The sequence below is a fragment of the Lentibacillus halophilus genome (assembly GCF_055395055.1).
Genome location: NZ_AP043750.1, coordinates 1,771,189 through 1,795,826 on the forward strand (window position 1 = coordinate 1,771,189; position 24,638 = coordinate 1,795,826).

24 protein-coding genes are annotated in these 24,638 nt (G+C 41.1%); all 24 read left to right on the forward strand.

The genetic code is table 11. The features are described 5' to 3' along the window. The first annotated feature begins 490 nt into the window (after positions 1 to 490). The 24 genes from ACZ5Q7_RS08750 (at position 491) to ACZ5Q7_RS08865 (ending at position 24,566) form a co-directional block, all read left to right on the forward strand. Complete coding sequence (locus tag ACZ5Q7_RS08750; protein ID WP_343751130.1) at positions 491 to 763, forward strand: hypothetical protein; 273 nt, start codon at positions 491 to 493, stop codon at positions 761 to 763. Positions 764 to 838: 75 nt separating this feature from the next. Then, a complete protein-coding gene (locus tag ACZ5Q7_RS08755) occupies positions 839 to 1,441 on the forward strand; it encodes a tetratricopeptide repeat protein (RefSeq protein WP_343751129.1) in 603 nt (200 codons plus the stop codon). A gap of 98 nt (positions 1,442 to 1,539) precedes the next feature. Then, entirely contained in the window at positions 1,540 to 1,791 is a 252-nt protein-coding gene (locus ACZ5Q7_RS08760; protein ID WP_343751128.1) for a hypothetical protein, read from the forward strand. Positions 1,792 to 1,867: 76 nt separating this feature from the next. Further along, positions 1,868 to 2,212: a hypothetical protein gene (locus tag ACZ5Q7_RS08765; RefSeq protein WP_343751127.1), complete on the forward strand. Its 345-nt coding sequence runs from the start codon at positions 1,868 to 1,870 to the stop codon at positions 2,210 to 2,212. A 72-nt stretch (positions 2,213 to 2,284) separates the two neighbouring features. After that, complete coding sequence (locus tag ACZ5Q7_RS08770; RefSeq protein ID WP_343751126.1) at positions 2,285 to 2,869, forward strand: hypothetical protein; 585 nt, start codon at positions 2,285 to 2,287, stop codon at positions 2,867 to 2,869. A gap of 331 nt (positions 2,870 to 3,200) precedes the next feature. Next, on the forward strand, positions 3,201 to 3,494 hold the full coding sequence (locus tag ACZ5Q7_RS08775) for a hypothetical protein (RefSeq protein WP_343751125.1): 294 nt from the start codon (positions 3,201 to 3,203) through the stop codon (positions 3,492 to 3,494). A gap of 563 nt (positions 3,495 to 4,057) precedes the next feature. Then, positions 4,058 to 4,588, forward strand: coding sequence for a diaminobutyrate acetyltransferase (gene ectA / locus ACZ5Q7_RS08780; RefSeq protein WP_343751124.1), 531 nt, complete (start codon positions 4,058 to 4,060; stop codon positions 4,586 to 4,588). 37 nt (positions 4,589 to 4,625) lie between these two features. Next, positions 4,626 to 5,873, forward strand: a complete 1,248-nt coding sequence (gene ectB / locus ACZ5Q7_RS08785) for a diaminobutyrate--2-oxoglutarate transaminase (protein WP_343751246.1) — start codon at positions 4,626 to 4,628, stop codon at positions 5,871 to 5,873. 31 nt (positions 5,874 to 5,904) lie between these two features. Further along, positions 5,905 to 6,291 (forward strand): ectoine synthase, encoded by a 387-nt coding sequence (locus ACZ5Q7_RS08790; protein ID WP_343751123.1) that lies wholly within the window; start codon positions 5,905 to 5,907, stop codon positions 6,289 to 6,291. Positions 6,292 to 6,395: 104 nt separating this feature from the next. Next, complete coding sequence (locus ACZ5Q7_RS08795; protein WP_343751122.1) at positions 6,396 to 7,298, forward strand: selenium metabolism-associated LysR family transcriptional regulator; 903 nt, start codon at positions 6,396 to 6,398, stop codon at positions 7,296 to 7,298. A gap of 253 nt (positions 7,299 to 7,551) precedes the next feature. Next, positions 7,552 to 8,985 (forward strand): acylating sulfoacetaldehyde dehydrogenase, encoded by a 1,434-nt coding sequence (sauS, locus tag ACZ5Q7_RS08800; RefSeq protein WP_343751120.1) that lies wholly within the window; start codon positions 7,552 to 7,554, stop codon positions 8,983 to 8,985. A gap of 12 nt (positions 8,986 to 8,997) precedes the next feature. Further along, positions 8,998 to 10,125, forward strand: coding sequence for an ATP-grasp domain-containing protein (locus ACZ5Q7_RS08805; protein WP_343751119.1), 1,128 nt, complete (start codon positions 8,998 to 9,000; stop codon positions 10,123 to 10,125). Beyond that, positions 10,122 to 11,015, forward strand: coding sequence for a succinate--CoA ligase subunit alpha (gene sucD / locus ACZ5Q7_RS08810; protein WP_343751118.1), 894 nt, complete (start codon positions 10,122 to 10,124; stop codon positions 11,013 to 11,015). The genes ACZ5Q7_RS08805 and sucD overlap by 4 nt, the downstream gene beginning before the upstream one ends. Before the next feature lie 118 nt (positions 11,016 to 11,133). Further along, positions 11,134 to 12,426: an MFS transporter gene (locus tag ACZ5Q7_RS08815; protein ID WP_343751117.1), complete on the forward strand. Its 1,293-nt coding sequence runs from the start codon at positions 11,134 to 11,136 to the stop codon at positions 12,424 to 12,426. Between the two features lie 142 nt (positions 12,427 to 12,568). Then, positions 12,569 to 13,558 carry an NAD(P)H-quinone oxidoreductase gene (locus ACZ5Q7_RS08820; protein WP_343751115.1) on the forward strand — a complete coding sequence of 330 codons (990 nt, stop codon included), beginning with the start codon at positions 12,569 to 12,571 and terminating at the stop codon, positions 13,556 to 13,558. Between the two features lie 406 nt (positions 13,559 to 13,964). Next, on the forward strand, positions 13,965 to 14,183 hold the full coding sequence (locus tag ACZ5Q7_RS08825) for a hypothetical protein (RefSeq protein ID WP_343751114.1): 219 nt from the start codon (positions 13,965 to 13,967) through the stop codon (positions 14,181 to 14,183). A 219-nt stretch (positions 14,184 to 14,402) separates the two neighbouring features. After that, entirely contained in the window at positions 14,403 to 14,552 is a 150-nt protein-coding gene (gene sspO, locus ACZ5Q7_RS08830; protein ID WP_343751113.1) for a small acid-soluble spore protein O, read from the forward strand. 60 nt (positions 14,553 to 14,612) lie between these two features. Then, positions 14,613 to 15,287, forward strand: a complete 675-nt coding sequence (locus ACZ5Q7_RS08835) for a reverse transcriptase-like protein (protein ID WP_343751112.1) — start codon at positions 14,613 to 14,615, stop codon at positions 15,285 to 15,287. A gap of 441 nt (positions 15,288 to 15,728) precedes the next feature. Beyond that, positions 15,729 to 16,922, forward strand: a complete 1,194-nt coding sequence (locus ACZ5Q7_RS08840; RefSeq protein WP_343751111.1) for an exonuclease SbcCD subunit D — start codon at positions 15,729 to 15,731, stop codon at positions 16,920 to 16,922. A gap of 27 nt (positions 16,923 to 16,949) precedes the next feature. Next, positions 16,950 to 20,042, forward strand: a complete 3,093-nt coding sequence (locus tag ACZ5Q7_RS08845; RefSeq protein WP_343751110.1) for an SMC family ATPase — start codon at positions 16,950 to 16,952, stop codon at positions 20,040 to 20,042. A gap of 142 nt (positions 20,043 to 20,184) precedes the next feature. After that, on the forward strand, positions 20,185 to 20,607 hold the full coding sequence (locus ACZ5Q7_RS08850; RefSeq protein ID WP_343751109.1) for a YugN family protein: 423 nt from the start codon (positions 20,185 to 20,187) through the stop codon (positions 20,605 to 20,607). Between the two features lie 185 nt (positions 20,608 to 20,792). Next, positions 20,793 to 21,950 (forward strand): acetylornithine transaminase, encoded by a 1,158-nt coding sequence (locus ACZ5Q7_RS08855; protein WP_343751108.1) that lies wholly within the window; start codon positions 20,793 to 20,795, stop codon positions 21,948 to 21,950. Positions 21,951 to 22,060: 110 nt separating this feature from the next. Then, positions 22,061 to 23,884, forward strand: a complete 1,824-nt coding sequence (locus ACZ5Q7_RS08860) for a MotA/TolQ/ExbB proton channel family protein (protein WP_343751106.1) — start codon at positions 22,061 to 22,063, stop codon at positions 23,882 to 23,884. Beyond that, positions 23,874 to 24,566, forward strand: a complete 693-nt coding sequence (locus ACZ5Q7_RS08865; protein WP_343751104.1) for an OmpA family protein — start codon at positions 23,874 to 23,876, stop codon at positions 24,564 to 24,566. Before ACZ5Q7_RS08860 ends, ACZ5Q7_RS08865 begins: the two co-directional genes overlap by 11 nt. Positions 24,567 to 24,638: the final 72 nt, after the last annotated feature.

Here is a 24,638-nt window from a genome sequence, read left to right on the forward strand (position 1 = left end):
ACACTTTAGCAAATTAAAGTAAGGATATAATGAAGTATCGGACATAATATACAAAATTATATACATGTCTAATTACATAAAATATTCTAACAATTTATATAAGCATTGATATGATAGGATTATGTGTGTTGCATAAAACTATGTATAATCGATAATTATGCTATTTCCTTTCATAACTGTCATATCAGTAATTATATTTTATTATTATTTACATAATGTGTATTATGTAAACCTATTATTGTATATTTATAAGTTTTATATAAGAATAATTATAGATGTGTAGGATTATATAACGAACCGACCCCCGAATTATTGTTCTGTTCCATAGCAAACCAAATGTTGTACGCACGGGGGTGAAAAAATAAAGGGATTCCACCAATTTATTTATAACACTTTTTTCCATGTTCTTTCTTTGGTAATATTTAAACAAAGGAATTATTTCCTTGTAAATTTAGGAACTATATTTATTACAAAAGGGGGAATATGGAAAATGAGTAAAAATAACAAAGTAGCCAACGGTTTATACTTAATTGGGGTATTTGTAATGATAGCAGGATTTCTAGGTGGATTAATTTTAGGTGATACGGAAATAGAAGGTCTATATGGAAGTTATTCAGAATTTACTTGGTCAATATTTATTGGTTCTACCATTTCAGGAATTTTATCAGGAGCAATATTTATTGGTTTAAGTGAAATCATTGATTTGTTACAAGAAACGGTTAGCAATTCAAAAGTTGAAAATCAAAATGATAACGTATCGTGAAATAATCACATCTTTAAATATCCTAATTAGCAGGAATTATGGCCTATACTTAAATCAAAAAGGGGAATATGGATTATGAAGAAAGTTTTACTGGTTTTAATGGTTGGGCTTACTATTGTCTTAGTTGGTTGTAATGATGAAGCAAAGGCAGATGAACATGTGAGTCAAGCAGATGAATATAGGGAAAATGGAAAATTAGATGATGCTATTTCATTATATCAAAAGGCATTAGACCTAAAAGAAGATGAAACAACTAGAAAAAAACTTAATGAGACAGAAACGGAAAAAGAAACGGTTGAAGGTATGCAAACTGTGTTAAATACATTTGATGAAGTAAATACATACTATTTACAAGATAATGAAAACATTAGTCCTAAAAAAATTGAAGAAGCGGTGGATAAACTTCGTACTGCTGTTGGCAAAGTGGAAAAGTTAGATGCCACAAAAGAAACTGAAATTAGTACATTTCTCAAGGATTTCAAAGAAACTTCAGGTATTTCCGTGATCAGAGAATATGTAGAAAGTAATTTTACTGATGATGGAGACACAATGGAAACTATGGGATTCTTAGATGAAGATGTTCAAGAGGTAAACGAACTTAATGCTTCATTTTTTAGTACAATGGGAAATTACATTGAAGATATAGCGGATACGGAATTACCTAGCAAATATCAATAACAATCCTTACTATCCTATCCGTTCAAGGTATTTTTTATCAAAATGAGCAGGAAATTATATCCCTTTGTCGAATTAAGTAGACAAAGGGGGTGTGATGAATGAGTTTTTCTGAAGATGAGATTATAACAGAAATGAGTTCAGGGAAAGTATATACTGAAAAAGAGGTATTGTCATTTATAGAATTTCATAATGGCAATGTTATTATCACTGATGTGAGGCAGTTACATGAAAATGGAGATAAGAAATTTAAAGTTACCAATATAGTTGAAGGTTATCTCCATTATAGGGAAGATAGTCGTCCAACACCAAATTATAATAAATATTATATTATGAATAGGACTTATGAGTGAAATTTTATTAAGAAACTGTTAAGACATCCAATAGGGTGTCTTTTTTATTATCCAAAATTAAAAGGAAGGTGATTGTATGAATAACATCCAACGCTTGGAAATGGAGACGAAATCTATATCCTTAAATCAATCGGAATTAATCGTATATTTACAAGAAAATAATCTACAACCACATACAGAGTACAACGCCCAATCTGCAACAAATAAACGTAATATTTTCAAATCAGCACTATCCGTCTTAGAGTCCGTAGCCAATTCACCTGATACACTCAAAAATATTAAGCATGAAGATATGTCTGTTTCAGATTTTGCCACTAATATTCAAAACAGAATAGACCAACTCGATCACAAAATTAGAACACTTAAAACGGATGAACAAGCCCAATTTAACTCTAATACATTCATGTTATTCGATAAATAAGATGGCAAATTGAATTATGTATATCCCAAAAGGGTATGATTTTTAAACTTAAATAAGAAAGTAGGTGATTATTTGTTAGAAGAATCCTTTGCACAATTACTAAATCAATTTGCTGTACCAGTAAAACTGAACGATGAAACGAATACACGAAAAGCCATTATAAGTTCTCAAAATGTGTCTGATTCAATTCCAAACTTTGATGATAAAACAATCCATAGTAATTTTAAAATACAACGTGGCGATATTATCCACTTTAACAATGTGAAATATCTTATTATTACTGATGTTCAAGCCAAACGCACATACGAATATAAGGCAACTATGCGTCCTATGACCAATACATTTGAATTTACATATACCACAGAAGGCGAGTATCATTATGATCGTTTAGGCAACAAAGTATGGGACGTTGAACCAAAGGAAGTTACCGAACCTGTATCATGTATTGCACATCAAGAAGGAAGCCCCACAATAGAAGGTAGTCAGATACGTTTACCAGAAGAACGGATAGAGGTAATCATGCCTGATGACAATGCCAGTAGCCAGATCAAAATGGATTCCAAACATACAATCAAAAATAGTAATTATAAAGTCGTCAATATTAATTTACTTCAATCAGGTCTACGCATATTCACTATGGAATGGACAACTAAATAGAATAGCCGCTTTACAAATCACTGCAATCGGTGTACTAATGAAATTAGTTAAATAAATTAGTGAAGTGGCTAACGATTTTAAACAATTGATATACTAATATATATGTTGATTCCGTTTATTTTACTACCTTGACAGGCATGAGGTCGGTGGTTCGAGCCCACTCGGAATCATTAATAATCAGGCGTTATACCTTATGAAAAGAGGTTTAATGCCTATTTTTTATCCTGCGACTCTACACAGATTTCACATTTATGATCTTCACAATAAAACGCTTTTATTGCTGTGTGCATTGTTTTCGTTTTCAAGGAAACCCTGTTAAAGGGTGATGACGATGAAAGCAAATGAATCTGAAACAAAGACGTTTGATCGGGCTCTGGATGAGATCCTTCATTTGTATAATAATTTGGAGAATGATGAGCCGCTTGTTCAATTTGAAGCCGATGTGGAAGAACATATCGAACGAGCCAAAGCGACATATGGCAACGATGTGGTTTATGAAAAAATCAATACTGTGATTCGAGCGATGCTATCTTGGTTGGATCTGGACGATACGCACTCTGGTAAAAATGGGGGAGAGGAAATGGAGGCTTCTGAGACATTCCGAGAAGATAAGGGCGCGGATTGATTGTTTCTGCCTAAAGTGTTACTTTCCCGCCATACGTCTGCAAACGCGTCTAAACAACATTATAATTCAAAAGGATAAACCTTCCGCCGGTTTAACCGATATTTTTCGGTGAACGGGCGGATTTTTATTTGTTCCCGAGCTTGGTTCAACAAGTGCCCCCTATATAAAAGGCAATATCCGGTTTTGTTTATGGATGAGGGCGCCATTGTTGAGGAAGGCCAACCGGAACAGCTATTTTTTCTTATCCGCAATCAAACCGAACATCGGAATTTTTAAATAAAATTCTATAAATCACTGATTTTTTGCAAACACTGTCATAGCACCGTTTGAAACGGAGATGATTATCATCTGATTACTAATGAATGGGTTTACGATTCAATATTTGAAAGCATTTTTGATGTATGCCATGTTTAATAAGTGAGAGAAGGAGTGAACCCATTTAATCATGTTATATGCCATTTAAAACAAATTGCGTTATCAAACATTTCTGTTTATTATTAATCTAACATTGATTTTTCAATAACTTTGGAGGTGGAATCATCTTAAACAGCGGTAATAGTGTCATGACTAAACCTAAGAAGACTGAAACAGGTTTGCATTTTCGCAGGCCGGCAAAAGATGATGGATCAGGTGTTTGGGAACTGGTGAAGCGTACGGGTGTTCTCGATTTGAATTCATCCTACAGTTATCTTATGTGGTGTGAAATTTTTTCGGACACATCTGTTGTGGTAGAAAGGGAAGAGCAAATCGTTGGATTCATTTCGGGTTTCATTCATCCGGATCAACCGGATACACTTTTTGTCTGGCAAGTGGCTGTTGATGAATCGGAACGCGGTCAGGGACTCGCGACGAGAATGTTGTACCAATTGCTGAACCGTGAAAACTGTGAGGATATTCATTCGGTGGAAGCAACCGTATCACCATCCAATTCGGCGTCACAGCAGCTGTTTCTCGGTCTTGCAAGAAAAATGCTTACCAAATGTGTTATTCATGACTATTTTACATCCGATGACTTTCCTGGAGAAGGTCATGAAGATGAGCATTTGTTTAAGATTGGACCAATACAAAAAGAAAAAATTTTAGCGGAAGGGTGACATTTTGACGATAACAGTATTGAATAACCATGATAAAATGAAAACCTTTGAAGAAATGGAATCGTCTGTACGGAGCTATAGTCGGGGTTGGCCGGTCGTATTCGAAAAGGCTAAGGGCTACACCCTTTGGGATACCGACGGGAATGCATATATTGATTTCTTTGCTGGTGCCGGTGCACTGAATTATGGGCACAATAACGACACCATGCAGGAAAAAATGATTGATTACATCCGGCGCGACGGCATCATCCATAGTCTTGACATGGGGTCGACGACACGGGAGTCATTTTTGGAACGCTTCCGGGATGTGATTCTTAAACCGCGTAATCTTGATTATAAAGTCATGTTCCCCGGGCCAACCGGAACGAATACAGTGGAAAGCGCATTGAAGATTGCCCGGAAAGTGACTGGACGTGACAGTGTTATCAGTTTCACCAATGCATTTCATGGTATGACGATCGGTTCTCTTTCTGTGACTGGGAATTCATTTAAACGTCATGGGGCAGGTGTTCCACTTCATCATTCGGTTTCCATGCCATTTGATGATTACGTGGAGGACCAGGATACCATCGCTTTTCTGGAGCGGTTTTTAGAAGATAACGGAAGTGGTGTAGAGCTGCCGGCAGCCATTATTCTGGAAACTGTCCAGGGAGAAGGTGGCATCAATGCGGCTGGAATGAATTGGCTCAAAAAGGTAGCCGACCTCTGCAAACGCTGGGACATTCTGCTTATAGTGGATGACGTTCAGGCGGGTTGTGGTAGAACTGGTACGTTCTTTAGCTTTGAACCAGCAGGGATCGAACCGGATATCGTCTGCCTTTCCAAATCTATCGGCGGTGTCGGATTACCAATGGCGATCACATTGATTAAACCGGAATACGATCAATGGGATCCTGGTGAACATAATGGAACCTTTCGCGGAAATAACCTTGCCTTTCTGGCGGCACAAGAGGCATTGACCTATTGGGAAACCGATGAATTCAGTCAAGCTATTCAGGAAAAAGGCAAGCTGCTCGGTCATACCATTCAAGGCCTAGTTGACAAATATCCCGCTCTTGACGCAGAAGCCCGTGGAAGAGGCCTGATGCAAGGCATCGCAGTCGGTAAACCCGAATTGACCGATACCATTTGTGGAGAGGCATTTCAACGCGGGCTGATTGTGGAAACGTCCGGACCGGAAGATGAGGTTATTAAATTCCTCCCACCACTGAATATAGATAAAAAAGGGCTCGAACAAGGACTTTCAATACTCGAAGACAGCATAAAAGCTGTTCTGGATAAATAAACGATTTAAAGTAATAGAGAGGTGCTGGAATATGATCGTAAAATCACTGGAAGACCTTATGGGAACAGAAGATGAAACGTCTGATGAAAACTGGAGCAGCCGCAGATTTATCTTAAAAAAAGATAACGTCGGCTTCAGTTTGAATGATACTATTATAGGTGCAGGCACCGATAATTATTTCTGGTATAAAAATCATATAGAAGCGGTCTATTGCATTGAAGGCGAAGGTACAATAGAAAAACTGGAGACCGGTGATGTATACGATATTAAACCCGGTACCATGTATCTGCTGGATGAACATGATAAGCACCGCTTGCAGGCTAGGACGCAAATGCGTATGGTGTGTGTCTTTAATCCACCACTTGTTGGGACGGAGACACATAATGAAGAAGGGTATTACCCACTTCTAACAGAATAGAAGATAGCCATTTTACCCCTCGAATGTTGCTCATCGTTCGGGGGGATTTTTTCAAGAATTTCGTGGGCCATCTGTTGACTTACTATGGTTTGGGGGGTTGATCATTGAATCTCGATCATTTAAGAGTGTTTCACGTTTTGGCAAGTAACAATAACTTTTCCAAAACATCGAATGTTCTCCATATGTCTCAATCGAGTGTAAGTAAGCAGATTCGGCATTTGGAAAACGAATTAAATACGAAACTGTTTGACAGAACAACAAAAAAAGTTCAGCTGACGTCTGAGGGAAAAATTTTGTTGGAATCCGCCGAAAGAATATTTAAAGAAATAAATCATGCAAGAAATAAGTTAGCATCGCTTTGGGAGACGGTTCACGGAGACTTATTCATCGGTGCCAGCTTAACTTTGGGTGAACATATTCTGCCCTATATATTAGGAGACTATCAACAACAATATCCGAATGTCCATTTAGATATGAAAGTGGATAATTCGGAACATATTATTGAAAAACTGAGAAATAAACAAATCCACCTTGCGTTTATTCAATCGTCCTCGTATTATCCGGAATTTACGCAACAGCTTTTTTTGGAAGATGAACTCGTTATTATTGCTCCTCATAAATTTATCTATCCAGAGTTTGATTCTATCGATGACTATATTACGCCACAAATGCTTTTAACATTACCAATGATTATCAGAGAAGAGGGTTCAGGCACAAGACAAGTAATAGAAGAACAATTACGAAACAATCGGCTTGCCCCCAATCAACTGAATGTCCTATTGGAGATGGAAAATACGGAATCGATTAAAGCTGCTGTTGAATCGGGCTTAGGTATCTCTATTATTTCAAAGGTTTCGGTTCAAAAAGAATTACGTTTGAACACGCTTCGAAAGTTGTCCGTTAATGGTCTCCACTTAAAGAGAAACTTTTATTCGGTCTATGACGACCAAAATCTATCATTGCCATCCAATTCCTTCCTTTCATTTATTCATAATTATTATAACTGAATAGACCATTTATCAAGAAACCTCCAATATATGGGGGTTTTAATGTGTTTATAAAAAATATTGATTCAAATGTGTCATAAATCAAATTATTTATCAGAATATGAGAAATTATCGCAAAACATTGACTTCTTACCCCCTTACTGATTAAATTAAATTAGTGAAATCACATTTTCGCGAAGATGATGGTCACTCTCTTATTCATACAATCCAAATCATTTTATGGAAGGTACAACAATGTTAGGGGAGGATAAACATGCAAATGGATAAAAAGATTCAAACGGATGAGGAGGCCGCTTCTGCAACCATTTCAATGATGATTGACAAGGCACGGGCAGCAATGGATCAGATATATGATTATAGTCAGGAACAAGTTGATGAGCTGGTCCAGGCTGTAGCGTGGGCCATTTATAAACCCGGTAATACCGAGGAGCTGGCACAGATTGCTCTTCAGGATACTGGTCTTGGTCGCTATGATGATAAAGTCACGAAGAAAAGACGTAAAACGATGGGAACGCTTTACGATTTAAAAGATGAAAAATCGGTCGGAATCATTAATCAGGATGAAGCCACGGGGATTACGGAAATTGCCAAACCTGTTGGCGTTGTTGGAGCTGTCGTACCGTCAACAAATCCAGGTGCTACCCCAGCAAATATCGCTATGATGGCTTTGAAGGGGCGTAATGCTATTATCATTGCACCTTCACCCAAAGGTCTGTCAACAGCTCAATTGCTTCTGACGTATATTCATCAGGAATTGGAAAAAATAGGTGCACCGCTAGATCTCGTTCAAGTATTACCTGAGCCTGTAAATAAAGCGAAAACAATTGGATTGATGAAACAATCGGACTTTTTGACCGTCACCGGTTCAAGAAACAATGTGCGGTTGGGACAGACAAGTGGCACTCCGAATGTTTGTGTCAGCGAAGGAAATGTTGTATCGATTGTTGATGCAACGGCAGATATTCAAAGTGCGGCCCACAAAATATTTCTAAGTAAAACATTTGATAACGCTACCAGCTGTTCCAATGATAATTCGGTAGTTATTGAGGCGTCGGTTTATGATGACATGATCCGTGCTTTGCAAAAAGAAGGCGGTTATCTTTGCAATCAGTCGGAAAAAGACGATCTGCAAGCTGCGATTTGGACGGATGGAAAGCGGAATTCCAGGACTGTTGCCAAAGATGCGGATGTGATTGCTCAAGCTGCCGGCTTGCAAAATAAGGAAGCAAATGAAGCAACATTTTTTATGGTTGAAGAAACAGGTGTAGGCGCGGATTATCCGTTTTCAGGCGAAAAATTGGCGGTTGTTTTAACGGTCTATAAAGCCAATGATTTTACGGATGCCATTGACATTACCAAAAATATTTTAAACTATCATGGTCGTGGACACTCGTGCGGACTTCATACATCTGATAAAGCACATGTTGAAAGAATTGGCTTGGAAATGGATGTGAGTAGGTTGTTGATCAATCAGGTGCAGGTGTCCGGAAATGGTGGAAGCTTTGATAATGGCCTGAACTTTACACTTTCCATGGGAGGTGGAACATGGGCAGGTAATAACACGTGTGATAATTTATCTTATAAACATTTTCTCAATACAACAAAGGTTTCGGAAGTTATTCCTGAAGTAGTACCGACGGAGGAAGAATTGTGGGGAACATACTGGGAAAAATATGGGCGTGACTAAGGAGTTGAAACTATGAAATTATTTGAGCATCAAGCAAAAGCGTTATTTGAAGGCGCTAACATTCCTGTTCCGAATCGTGCTGTAATAAAAAACAGATCTGAACTTGATGATGCGATAAGTCAAGTTGGTTTGCCGTGCGTGATTAAGGCGCAGGTATTACATGGTGGAAGAGGGAAAGCAGGACTCATAAAGGTTGCCGAAGAAAAGGAAGAAGCAAAAGAAAAGGTAACTGACGTGATAGAACGGGCTGAGAATACACCTGATCTGTTAATTGAAGAGGCTGTTGCCATCGCGAACGAATTCTATGTTTCTATGACGGCAGACCCATCGACAGGAAGTGTCATGATGATGGGGAGTGCTGAAGGCGGCATTGATATTGAAGAAGTTGCCAGAACCATGCCTGAGAAAATAATAAAGACAAATGTAAACGTTAACGAAGGATTGTTACCATATCAAGCACGCGAATTTTTGTTTGATTTAGGAATAGAGAAGAAAATGATTGGTCAGGGTACAAAGCTACTCTTGAATCTATATGATGTGTATCGGAAACATGACGCTGAATTAGTGGAAATAAACCCTTTAATGGTGACCGAAGAAGGAAATTTTGTTGCCGGTGATGGAAAGATTACGATTGATGATAATGCCCTTTTCCGGCATCCGCAGTTTTCCTTAACACGAGAGCATTTTGATGATGATGTTCAGTATGCTGCTGCAATCGAGGGTATTCCATATCTTCAGTTTTCAGGAGACATCGGCTTAATGTGTGCTGGGGCTGGTTTAACTAATGCTGTGTATGACCTGGTCAATGATCATGGTGGAAGTGTTGCCAGTTATTTGGAATTTGGCGGGCCAAATTATCACAAAGCCGTCAAGTCAATGGAGCTTATTATGCAAAATGAAATAAAGGTGTTGTTGGTTGTTACATTTGGCACGATTGCAAGAGCGGATGTCATGGCGCAGGGGTTGGTCGACGCTATTAAAGAACACAAACCGGAATTCCCTATTGTGACTGCGATACGAGGAACAGGAGAAGAAGCGGCCCATGACATATTAAGAGACTTTGGTCTTGAACCACTATCAGATACAGAAGAAGCCGTGAAGAAAGCCATCAAGCTAACGGGAGGTGTCCCTACACAATGAGTATTATTTTAGATGAACAGACACGTGTTTTAGTGCAAGGGATTACAGGCAACGAAGGACGATTTTGGACGCAGCATATGATGGACTGTGGTACGAACGTCGTTGCCGGTGTGACACCAGGAAAAGAGGGGCAGATGGTGAGGGATGTCCCTGTCTTTCATACGGTCAAACGGGCGACCGCCACGATGGATGTAGACGCATCGCTGCTTTTTGTTCCTCCACAACTTGCCAAGGACGCAGTATTGGAGGCGTTGAATGCGGGGATAAAAAAGATTGTTGTTTTATGTGATGGCATTCCTCTGCACGATACGTTGCAAATGAGAAAATCTGCCCAGATGGCGGGGGCCATGGTTATAGGTGGGAATACGTCAGGCATTATTTCGATGGGAAAGGCAATGATGGGATTTTTCCCTTATTGGCTCGACCGTGTTTATAAACCGGGAAGGATCGGAATTATGACGAGAAGCGGTTCATTAACCAATGAAGTAACGTCTGAATTGGTAAAAGCGGGTTTTGGTGCTTCTTCTTTGGTTGGAATTGGTGGTGATTCTGTGCCATTAACGCGATTTGCTGAAGTACTGCCATTATTTGAAAATGACCCTGATACGGATGCCGTCGTGATCATTGGTGAGCTTGGTGGAACAATGGAAGAAGAGGTAGCTGAAGCGATGGAAAATGGCATTTTTACAAAGCCTGTCATTTCCTTTCTTGGGGGAAGGACGGCGCCAAAAGGTAAAAAAATGGGGCATGCCGGCGCTATTATAACCGCCGGAAAGGGAACCGTAGAAGATAAAATAGCTGCACTTAATGAGGCTGGGGCATATGTAGCCAAAAAGCCTAGCATGGTTGGCGAACTATTAAAAGACGTTTTTGTGAAACAGAATAATTAGTCTGGGGGAGCGTTAAGGCTCCTTCAGACATGAAAATCTATAATGATGCGAATAAATGAAAGCGCTTTACAATCCTAGGTGAGAACAAAAATCACTTAACCTCAGGGGGCAGTTTTTGATGGGAAGGCGAAAATTAAGTATCAGTAATAAGGTGTTATTACTGCTATGTGGCTTGTACTTCATCGCATATGTGGATCGCGTTAATATCGCAACGGCTGCACCATTTATTGAAGACGACCTCAATCTTTCCTCATCACAAATGGGTTTCATCTTATCCGCATTTGCGTATCCTTATTGTTTTTTGCAAATTGTCGGCGGATGGGCCGGTGATAGACTAGGCCCGCGTAAAATGTTGTCTGTCATAGGAACAGTTGTCGCTGGGACCACGGCACTAACCGGTGCTATTTCAGGAATGTGGTCTGCCATGCTTGCACGTTTGGGACTTGGTGTTGGAGAAGGGGCTGCTTTTCCAACTGCTACCAAAGCCATGACTAAGTGGCTGCCCAGGGAAAAATGGGCATTCGCTCAGGGGGCTACCCACGCATCTTCCCGATTAGGTAATGCGATAACGCCTCCGTTGATTGCCGCCATTATCGTTTCGCTGGGTTGGCGTTCCTCCTTTTTAATTATGGGTGTTGTTAGTGTTATCTGGGTACTCGTGTGGCTTTGGTATTTTCGTGATAATCCCAAAAACCACCCTAAAATAACGAACGAGGAATTAGAACAATTACCACAACAAACGGATACGAAAGGGCAAACAGAGAAGAAGATTGTCCCCTGGAAAAAGTTGAGCAAACGCATTTTACCTATTACGTTGATTGACTTTTGTTATGGGTGGTCATTGTGGGTTTATTTAACATGGTTGCCCTCCTTTTTATATACAGCATACCAAATAGATATCGAAAAATCCGCTCTGTTTACTGCCGGTATCCTGTTTGCGGGCGTTATAGGTGATACATTCGGAGGTGGGTTATCTGATAAGATTTATAAGAAAACCAATAATCTCAAGTTCGCTCGAAAATCAGTAGTCGTCTCGGGATTAGCCGGATCGTTTATCTTTTTATTACCCGCACTATTTGTCCATAATTTAGTGTTAATTTCCATTTCGCTCAGTGTTGCCTTCTTCTTTTTGGAATTGTGTAACGCTAATCTATGGGCTATGCCAATGGATATTGCACCGGATTATTCGGGTACAGCCAGTGGAATGATGAATACCGGATTTGGAATTGCGGGAATGGTTTCTCCTCTTCTATTTGGGTTTTTGATTGATGTAACGGGTAATTGGCAAGTTCCTTTCAGTGCTTCTATTGGTCTTTTGTTTGTGGGTATTATCGTGACATTGTTTATTGATCCTTCTAAAAAGTTAAATGTGAACGATGAGGATAGAATGAATTCGGCAACTTCTGAATGATTACCATGAAAACTACCTTCGTCGATTTGATGGAGGTGGTTTTTCATGCATCCTCTAACATATGGTGGACGGATTGCTTGTTACAAGAGATAATGTCAGTATAAATGAAACATCTATTATTGAATACCGAGGAGGACAAGCAATGAAAAGCATTGTTATCAGCCAATCAGAAGGTCAGAATAAGCTGGAGATGGACGAACAGCCTAGACCGGAAGCAAATGAAAATGATTTATTGATTAAAGTAAAAATGGCCGCTGTTAATCGGACGGATATCCTTATTAAGGAAACGAATACGAGTTATGGATCAAATCCGATTCCAGGGGTAGAGGTAGCAGGCACAGTGGTTGAAGCGGACAGTGACCATTCTTTTGCTGTCGGAGACCGAGTTATGGGGCTTGTAAATCGAGGTGGTTATGCTGAGTACGCTGTAATGCCTGCCGATCGTGCGATGAAGATCCCGGAATCGCTATCATTCAAGGAAGGTGCAGCCATCCCCGAAGTATTTTTGACGGCTTATCAGACACTATTTTGGATTGGCAAGCTGCAAAAGAATGATACCGTTCTTATTCATGCCGGTGCCAGTGGTGTGGGAACGGCTGCTATCCAACTGGCTAAACAATTAACCGGCGCAAAGATAATCGTTACTGCCGGCACAGAACGAAAACTGCAATTTTGTTCGGAGCTTGGCGCTGACGTCACCATCAATTATAAAAAACAGCCGTTTGACAAAGCCGTCCTGGAAGCAACGGATAATCAAGGTGCGGATCTGATTCTTGATTTCATCGGTGCATCCTACTGGGACAAAAATCTGACAAGCATCAAAACGGATGGCCGCTGGGTTCTTATCGGTGTTATGGGAGGGAGCAAGCTTGAAAACATGAATTTAATGAGCCTTATGTCCAAGCGTATCCAGCTGACTGGAACAATGCTCACCCCACGGAGCGACGCGTATAAAGCTGAATTAAGCAGGGAGTTTGCTGAGGAAGTACTGCCCTATTTGGAACAAGGCAGTATACACCCGGTACTGGACAACACATTTTTGATTGACGACATCCACGAAGCTCACCAACATATGAAAGAAAACAAAAATATTGGAAAAATCATCCTGGACGTGGGATCAGAGGCTAATTAAATAAGTGAAAAAAATCGTGCCATCTTAAGGAAACGGCACGATTTTTAGTTGGCTTTCGAGCGTGAATCACTTTATCATTTTCTTGATAAACGGTTTTAAGTACACAACAAATAATCCTTTACTTATGTAATATAATGCAAGCGTTTCTTACAAGTGACATAAGAGTAGCAATCGTCATTATTACAAAAATGACGGTAATGTTCGAAAAGCTTTTTTCAAGATACATCTCGTCCTTAACCTCACCATCTTTATCTAATTGTAACATGTAAATGGAAACCCTTAGGTGAAGAGGAACGTTTCCATCCTGCGATTCACCGTAAAGATTTCTAACATGAGAACAATTGTTTCCTTTACATGTGTTATATGTTAAAATACGAACAAAAGTTCTTGTTAAGGGGTGGCTGCTTTGAATCAATTGCTTTTTCGATCATTGCAAACAAAAATGAAACTTGAAATGATCTACTTAAAAACCGATAATAGAACAAGCTACCGTGTTATCCGTGTGCTTGGTATGCATGGGAATCGGGTAACAGCCTATTGTTTCACCCGGCAGAAAGTAAGAACATTTAAAAAAGATATGATATTGTCAATTGGATCAGTTCAAAAGGGGAAAATGGAGGCATAGCAATGTGTTCAAATGGACAGAGAATAGCACATTGGACAAATGAAATGCAGTCAGAACACGTGGAAAAAATAAAGGAAATTTTGTATGAGTATGAAATGAAAACAAAACAATCATCCCATTAACGATTCTGTTGCCTGTTTTCCGGCTGAATGGTTTTTGTGAGGCCATACATAGAAACCATTCGGCTGGGCCAGACTATTGCGTGCGGAGGTGTTTTTAATGGGCAAAAGACGAAAAAATGACACAGGCATCAGTGATGAACAAGCGGTTAGAAAAGAATTGTCGAACGAATTTGACCATGAATTTGCCAATGAGCCATTGACGGAAAACGAACGTCAGCACAATAAAAAAACGAAAAAGCGGCAATAAAAACAAGGAAGGGATGGATTATCCCCTCCCTTCCCGAAAATACATAAGGGCGGTTATAGTGTGAATGTGCGAATCGAAATAACATATCAGACCCCCAAAGGGAATCAAACAGAATTTACATCGGAAGAGATGCGTGCTGAAAAGGCATTGTTACTGGCAGAAGATCTGAGGAAAACGGGACGAATCAGCACGATCCAGTTCATGGATGATTTTGAAAATAGATGGAATGTGAAAGAACTATCCAAGCAATTGGAGGAAATTGAGACAGAGCCGCATCAAATCACCGTTACCTTCGATGGTAGTTTTGATTGGAAGACACAAACATCCGGACTGGGATGTGCAATTTATTATAAACAAAATGAAAAATCGTACCGACTCCGTAAAAATGCTCATGTGGACGAGTTAGCATCCAATAATGAGGCAGAATATGCAGCATGCCATCTCGCCCTTCAGGAATTGGAATATATGGATGTCCATCATTTACCGGTTACGATTACGGGTGATTCGCTCGTTGTCATTCAACAATTAAAAGGGGAATGGGCCTGTTATAAATCGGAGTTATCTAAATGGGCTGACCGAATTGATGATTTAATCAGTCGTATGGGAATTACTCCGGAATTTAACCTTGTATCCCGAAAAAAGAATAAAGAAGCGGACCATCTGGCATCCCAAGCGCTTGAAGGCACCGAGGTTACAAGCACGAAGGAAATCCCCAACCAATCATCGGGTTCGTAGTGGTTCCTGACTTGCCAGGCTAATTTGCTGATGACACCATACAGATTGTAAATTTCGGGTAAACGTAATACGCCTTCATTCCGGTATGCAATCGTCTTCAGCCAAGGCAATCACACCGGGTCGCGGCATACGGACTGTTTCTGTCATGGGCATCAGCACTTTTTTATCCGCGTATAATTATTGTTTCATGGTAAAAGGCCTGCATCTTATTGCAATATCTGTACTTACGCTAGGCGATCTATGGACAAGCATTCTTCCTCTCATATATGGCACCAGAGTTATGCTCTTCGACGATTATATGAATACATTCCTTATCCAGTCCTCTCTACAACAGACTGATAGCTGCTGAAACGTGGTTTTATTAAATGATCAACGTTTAAACGTCAAATATATTATAATGATGATAGAGATAATTTATGTAACGGGAAAGGAGCATTCGCTATGAAACTATTCCATACAGCGGACTGGCATTTGGGCAAGCTAGTGCAGGGCGTATACATGACTGAGGATCAGAGGTACGTGCTGGAACAATTTATCCAGGCGGTTGAACAGGAAAAACCGGATGCCATTATTATTGCAGGGGATCTGTATGATCGAGCAGTGCCGCCCACGGAAGCCGTGCACTTGCTTGATGAAGCGCTGGATCGAATCGTGCTTGATCTGAAAACGCCTGTCCTTGCCATAGCGGGGAATCACGACAGCCCGGGCCGTCTGAATTTCGGGAGCAGTATCATGAAGGAAAATGGGTTCCATGTTGCCGGCCATTTCAAGAAAAATAGGCAGCCGGTTGTCCTTTATGACGAACACGGACCGGTCCATTTTCATCTTGTCCCGTATGGCGATCCGAGTGTCATTCGCAATGAATTGGGCGATGAAAACATCCGAACGCACAATGACGCTGCTGAAAGAATTATAGAAACGATTCACAGACAAATGGATCCAAACAGCCGGCATGTTTATGTTGGACATGCTTTTGTAACACCATCTGGGGAAGAAAAACAGAATACAAGTGATTCAGAGCGCCCGCTTTCAATCGGAGGTGCGGAATACGTCAACGCTCAATATTTCAATCGTTTCCATTATACAGCATTGGGACATCTGCATCAGACACACTATGTCGAAAATGAAACCATTCGATATTCCGGTTCAATTATGAAATATTCTATATCGGAAGAACATCATCATAAAGGCTTCCATATCGTGGACATGGATGCCGATGGAAACGTGTCCGTCGAAAGGCGCACGCTAATACCGGCAAGAGATATACGGACAGTGGAGGCGACGATGGAGAACCTCTTAAGGCATCCGGTCAGTGATGATTATGTTTTTGTTCATTTGCTCGATGCGGGGCCCGTGTTATCACCAATGGAGCGGATTCGCTCCGTTTATCCGAACGCCATGCATGTAGAGCGAAAACATGTTATTACCGGTCCCCGTGCAGACAACAGTGAGACAAAAAAGGACCGCACCAATATGAGTGACCTTGACCTATTTAAATCGTTCTACAAGGAAGTGAAGGGGTCCGAAGCTACGGAGGAAACGGAAGCTATTTTCCGGGATGTTCTGGAAACAATGTTGAAAGAAGAAGAGAAATCGGATACCTCCGAGAAACAGAAGACATTTGTATCACCATAAGGGCTGGAAGAAAGGAGGAAGCGTTCATTGAAACCACGTAAATTGACATTGACCGCATTCGGACCGTATAAACGGACAGAAACGATTGACTTTGCCGAACTTGATGCATGCAACCTGTTTGTCATATCCGGTAATACAGGTGCAGGCAAAACGACGATATTTGATGGGATATGTTTTGCTTTGTACGGCAGTGCCAGTGGGTCTGACCGGGAAGATCACCGGATGTTGCGCAGTGATTTTGCAGACGACGACACACATACGTCCGTCGAATTGATGTTTGACCTGAAAGGACGTACTTACCGTATTCTTCGTCAGCTGGGTCACGTCAAACAAGGTAACAAGACGAAAACCGGTGAGCGTTATGAGTTTTATGAACAAATGGCCGACAAGGAAGTTCCATGTGTTGATCGACAAGTGGTTTCTGAGATTAATAGACAGATCGAAGCTTTGCTTGGCCTGACTCAGGATCAGTTCAAACAGATTGTCATGCTTCCACAAGGCGAATTTCGGAAATTATTGACTTCGGAAACGGAAAATAAAGAAGCGATTTTACGTCGGATTTTCAAGACGGAGCCGTACAAGTATTTAAATGATCTGTTAAAGCGAAAAAAGGATCATATCCATGAGCAGGTCACACAAGAGAAACAAATGCACGACCATTATATTCAAACAATACCCGCAACATTGCCAGAGCGGGAGGAGTCAACACTGTTTTATGTATTGGCGCAAGATTACTATAATGCGAATCAGGTTATGGACGGTCTTGATAAGGAAAGACAGTTTTATCAGGACCAAGTGACAACGGATCAGCAACAATACGAAAAAGCTTATCATAAACACGCTGAAAAACAGACGGAATTCCACCAAGCTAAAGCAGTGAATAATCGTTTCCAGGAACTTGAGCAGAAGCAAAAGCAGCTGCGGGGACTTCATGAACAAGTTCCGGCGTATACGGAAAAAAAGGAGCAACTGGAAGCGGCTGAACGTGCCGCTGGAATAGAACCTTATGAAAAACAGACCGAAGACCAGCGCCGTGAGGAACAAGAAAAAGAGAAGGCCTATCGCCATGCTGTAGCGGCAAACAAACAGGCGAATACGAAGTTGGATCATGCCCGATCGGTTTTTCAACAGGAAGAACAGAACCAACAGAAACGTGAAGAAACCAGCAAGAAACTCGACCAATTGCAGGGATTTCTTCCAGATGTTCAAGCTATCGATGAACGAAAACAAGAAATGGAGCAACTGCAAAAACAGACCACAGAAACAGCAGCAGACCTGGAAAAACAGAAAAAAGCATTGCAAGAAAAGCGAGAAGAAGCGGATTCCTTGCATCAAAATATTACTAAGATGGATGAGTCTGTCAGTCAGTTGCCTGAAAAGCAAGAAACTTTGAACCACATGCGCGAGCAGGTTAAAGTGCTGATGAGGTATCTGGATCTGCAGGAAAAGCAAAGTCGTCTCCAGCAGGATCTCCGTACAAAGGAACAGGCTTTTCATGATAAAAAACGATTGTACGAAAAGGCCGAACAACGTTGGATGAATGATCAAGCAAGTGTTTTGGCAGCCCATTTGGATGATGGGTGTCCTTGTCCGGTTTGTGGTAGTAAAGACCATCCGGATATGGCAATCAATGATACGAGTGGTGTGACTAAAGAACAACTGGATGCTATGAAAAAAACCATGGATGAAAACGATCGCCTTTACAGGGATGCGGTGGCGAATCAAAAGTCAAATGCATCACAACTGGAAGAGGTACAAGCTGAGCTTCACGAACTTCAAATACAAACCGCCGATGCGAAAGCCTTGAAGGATGACTTATCAGAAAAGGGAAAACAGTTAAATGATGAAGTGGACACATTGAAAAAGAAACGGGAAAAACTGGCCAAAGCGAAAGAAACGCAAGCGAAAGCGGCTGAAGACATTAAACAACTGGAAACAGATAAAGAAAAACTGGACAAAACCTATCACGACAACCAAGCAACCTATGAAAAAGTCAAGGCCGTCTATAATGAACGCATAAGCAAGATTCCGGAAGAAGTGCGTGTCCTGTCTGAATTGGAACGGCACATTAAAGAAACGTCCGACTATAAAGCACAGCTTGAACAAGCATGGGAACAGGCACAGAAACAATTTCAAGAGGCTCAAAATGAACAGACGAAGGCAACAGCTAACCTGACAAACATGCAAAAACAACTGGAGGATGCCAACGAAAAACGGAAAAAAGCAGAGGCGTTGTTTCAAGAAGCGCTTGGAAATGCGCATTTTGATTCCGAAGAAGTGTATCAACAAGCGAAAATGACCGCATCTGAGCGGGATAGGCAGAAAAAAGACATCCAGCAATTTAATGAAAAACGTGCTGCTCTTGAGCAAGCGGTTGCCGAATTGCATGAACAATTGAAAGACTATACAAAGACAGATTTGACCGTGATACAAACGGAGCTTGATCAATGGAAGCAAGCTTACGAAGCCGCATTGAAACAATTGAATCGGTCCAAGCAATATGCACAAGATGCAGCCGATTTACGAATGAATATTTTAGAAACGCAAGAAAAACTTGCCGCAAGTGAAAAAGACCTCGAACGAATAGCTGATTTGCATGATATGCTCCGGGGACAGAATGATCAAAAGATTTCCTTTGAGCGTTATTTGCAAATGGAATACCTTGAACGGATTATCGAAGCAGCCAATGCACGATTGAAAGATTTGTCCAATGGCCAATTTTATTTGATGCGAAGCGACCGGCAGGAATCACACGGCAAACAGAGTGGCTTGGCCCTTGATGTTCATGACGCATATACCGGTCAGACGAGAGATGTCAAAACCCTTTCCGGTGGAGAAAAATTCAATGCGTCTCTGTGCCTTGCGTTAGGCATGTCCGATGTGATTCAGAGCTTTCAGGGCAATATCCGGATTGATACAATGTTTATTGATGAAGGATTCGGGTCACTGGATGAAGAATCGCTAAACAAAGCAATCGAGACATTAATCGACTTGCAAAAATCCGGCCGCATGATTGGTGTCATTTCCCATGTACAGGATTTGAAGACATGGTTTCCGGCACGATTGGACGTTGTGAAAACAAAAGAAGGTTACAGTAGAACAGAATTTACAGTAACGTAAATGAAGGTGAGGGCAAGTACCACGATTGTCACAACAGCTATTATTCCAAAGTTGTTAACTTATGTTAAAAATTGGCGTATGTTATTCCTGTTTTGGTGAAAACTAATGTGTGAGACATCTAAAAACAGGGAGTGACAACGGAATGTTAAAGTTGGAAACAGAACTTGAAGGAAGAAAAGCTTATTTCGGCGACGTTTTTAAAATATTCCGATCCAATGGCTATACATTATGTGGGAACTGGGAATATGACCGTGGCAAGTTTGATATGGTTTTATGCCGGGAAGACGGTGAGACGATTTATGTCCGTGTCCCTTTCAGTGTATTGGAAGGAGAACTGGACAAATCGGATGCCTACCTGCAATTTCGTACACCATATGTCATCAAACATGTCGTGAATACCGGCCTTGACTGGGATGAAAACTCGCTTTTGTCCACCACCGGATTTAATCAGTTTCAAAAACCTGTTGATAAGGATGGGAATATTAGCGATAAAAGCAGGTGGGAAGCAGCAGGCGAAGAAGAAGTGCAAGAGGTGATGGAGTCGCTTCAATCGCAAATATCATAAATGTGACTCGATCTTCATCAATGTATCGGGTCGTCGCGTATGAACCTCCCCGATCATGCCTGATAAATAGGCGCTTGACATTATGATCATGCATTTTATAATAGGATAAAATGGCAAAATGTATAACGATTATTCATACGGATGTTCATACAAAATCGTAAAGCATTCAGGGGAGGTTGCAGTAGTTGACGACACTTTTTCCAACGTATAAACGGTTTGATTTATCGGTGAAACGCACGTCTGGCATGACTGTGGAAGACACTAACGGGAAAACGTACATAGATTTTGGTGCGGGCATTGGGGTCTGTGGTCTCGGTCATCGCCATCCGGATGTTCAAGAGGCTTTAGAGAATCAATTGAACCAATATTGGCATGTATCAAATCTATATCACAACCCCATACAGGAAAGTGTGGCAAATAAGCTGACACGCCATAGTTCAGGTGATCAGGTGTTTTTCTGCAATAGTGGCACAGAGGCGAATGAATCGGCAATTAAACTTGCCCGTAAAGCGACTGGAAATCATAAAATCATTTCATTTGAGAAGTCGTTTCACGGGCGAACTTATGGTGCTATGGCGGCAACGGGGCAGGAAAAAATCCATACCGGTTTTGGTCCGATGCCTGAAGGGTTCCATTACGTCCCGTTTAATGATATCGATGCAGTAAAAGAAGCCGTGGATCATGAGACTGCTGCCGTTATGATGGAAGTGATCCAGGGCGAAGGCGGCCTTAACGTCGCTGATGGTGAATTTGTGAAGGAAGTCGAACGCATTTGCCGTGAACATAACGTATTGTTGATAATTGATGAAGTGCAGACAGGCATTGGTCGAACTGGCAAAGCTTTTGCTCATCAGCATTACGGGATTTCCCCGGACATTATTACATCCGCCAAAGCACTTGGCAATGGTATTCCGGTGGGTGCTATGATTGCTGGGCAATCGCTGAAAAATGTATTTGGTCCCGGCAGCCACGCAGCAACGTTTGGTGGTAATCCGCTTGCCATGGCGGCAGCAAATGCTGTTTTAAACCATGTTTTTCAGGATGAGTTTTTACAAACAGTCGCGGAAAAAGGGACGTATTTTCTCAATCAACTGGCGGAATCCATCGGAAAACTGCCGGTTGTTTCGTCCGTTCGCGGCAAAGGGTTGATGATTGGAATTGAATGCCATCAGGATGTATCAGGAATGGTTGGTTCGCTGATGGAAGAAGGTTTGCTCGTTTTAAGTGCCGGTCCGAACGTTATTCGGTTGTTGCCGCCATTGATTGTGAGTTATAAAGAAATAGATACGGCGGTCCATATGATAGAACAAGTACTGAGTTCTGAAGCGGTCAATCAGTCATAAAAAGTTAACAAAAGCTCCTGGCTTTCTGGAAGTCAGGAGCTTTTGTTATACATGATTTGTCCACCCTCTGAATAGCTATGAAGAAAGAGCGACCAGCAGGGGGAGACGGTATGCTGCAATTGTTTTTGGAACTGTTCACCAGTGAGAAAACCGCGAAAGACATTTTATCGAATTCGACGACGGAACTGATCTTCATGATTTTATTGACGTCCTTTTTCGTCGCCGTTTTGGTTCATCTCAGTTTGTTTATGCGATTGAAAAAATTACGAAATGACATTGATACAACCAATCGTTTGGACATGGAACCGCTGAGCACCTTCCAAGCAGAGTATAACCGTATTCGCCAGGAAGAACCGGTGAATCCGGAGACATTTGTGCAGAAGAAATTTTCCGGCTGGCGTGTGTTTAACGTACCGGTTGTTAATCTCATTAAAATGGTCCAGATGACCGTTTCTGTTTTTATATTGATTGGTGTGTTAGGTACGTTTATCGGTCTGACCATTGCGCTGGGGAGTATCAACGGTGCGGGCAGTCAATTAGTGGAGAATATTGCTTCCGTTCTGTCAGGGATCGATGTGGCATTTTATACGAGTATTGCCGGGATGGGGCTATCCCTTTTCATGACTGTTCTTATTAAAGTGTTAAATACAGAACACATGCTGACTGATATTATGTTAAAAGTCGAATCCAGATTGGAAGCCAGTGAACAGGATGGGATGACCCGGCTTATTGGTGTGTCCGAAACCATTCATCAATCCATCCAACATCTGCAGGAGACGAATCAGCAGTCACTGACAGGGATTGAACAGGCATTCGCCGGATTTCAGGACTATACAAGCGGACTTCAGCAATCGGCGAAAGACTTGGCGGCATTTAATGACGGACTTTCCAGCAACCTAGAGAGGTTTCAGGAACTTTTCCAGCATATGAAAGACGTGACGGATGGATTTGGCGAGTCCACTACAAAGCTGAATAATAATTTTGACGCATTGTTTTCCTATTTTAAAAAGATGGATCATCAATATGAGCGTATGAACAAAGCGTTAGAGAATACGTACGAGCGGGTGAAAGACGTGTCGGAAGCGCAAACGGCGACCTTGAATCGTTTCGAGGAATCCGTCGGAGAGCTGAGATCGTTTACGTCATCCATTATGGAAGAGCAACGATCCATACACACGTCCTTTGAAAACATAACGAAAAAAACGAATGATCTCGCGGAAAAAATGGATGCACATAACAAAGAATTCAAGCAAGTGTTTGGATCGGATCTAAGCGCGAAACTTTCCGGAATCATCACTGCTGTCGGTGATTTATCCAAGGATTTCGATAGGATGGGTGGATCGATCAGTCAATTGCCTGAGGCTCTGGAAGTGATCAATCAGACTCAGGCGGAGTATAAGCATCTGTTGTCGGATCGATTTGACGATTTGAAAGAGTTTAACCGAACGTTCAACAACCATTTGAAGGCTCATTCCGAGGAATCGCATGCCTTTGAAAAACAAATGCGAGAAGCGTCACAAACACATGAAAAGCTTGCCGCACAAAATAATCAGCTGATCCAGGAGATTAACAAGACAATATCCCAGTTGAACCAATCATTTCAACAGCGTGAAAATCAAGTCGAAGCAAGTGTGGATGTTTTAAAAAATACGCTGTCCGATTATGTGGCTAATCTGGAAGGCAAACTCGGGGATAAATTGGATACGGTATCGCGCAACATTAATGATTCGGTGGAAATGACAAACGATGGTCTTAAGAAGGAATTTCAGGAAATACGGCGTCTGTCTGAGGAAGTCCAACAAAACAATAGCCGTTACATCCAAAAAACATTGAAGGACCTTAGAGGGGAGATAGAAGAATTGAATCGGCAGCTTGATCGTATGGACCGACAAGACCGTATGAACGATGAAAGGTTGAACCGCGATGACGACTAAATATGGGCGGTTGTTCAAAAAGGAGCAGGAAGAAGACCACTTCTGGCCATCGTTCACCGATCTGCTGACCATTATTTTGTTATGTTTTATCCTGATTTTTATTGCAATGATGATTATTAAATCCTTGCAGATTGAAGAGATGAAAAAGACAATCGATCAACTCATGGGGGTGCGTTCCGAGCTAGTCAATGAACTGCAGGCGGAATTCAGTGATTCATCTATGGGAATTGAAGTGGATAAGGAGACAGGTGCGATTATTTTTGATACGGAAATATTATTTCCTTATAATAAATCGGAACTGAAGCCGGATTCTTTTCAGTTTTTAGATGAATTCGTCCCGAAGTATTTGGATATTTTATTGCAGAGCGGCTATGAAAAGTATGTTGCTGAAATTATTATAGAAGGCCATACTGATCGTGACGGCGGCTATTTATATAATATGGAGCTCTCGCAGGACAGGGCGTACAGTGTGGCGGAATATATTCTTAGTGATGATTTTCCCTATCAAAATATTCAAGAGCATCTAAAGGATAAATTAACCGTCAACGGCAAGTCCTACACCGACTTCCGGACGGATGATGAAGGTGATTATAGTGCGAAGGCCTCCCGAAGAGTGGAATTTAAATTCCGGCTGAAAGATGAGGAGATTCTCGAGAAAACGCGAGAGATTTTAAAGGAATAAATGGAAGAATCGTTCATTATTGTCACAACGATTTCACAGAAGGTATCCTGCGTTTGGTTAAAAATGTAAACT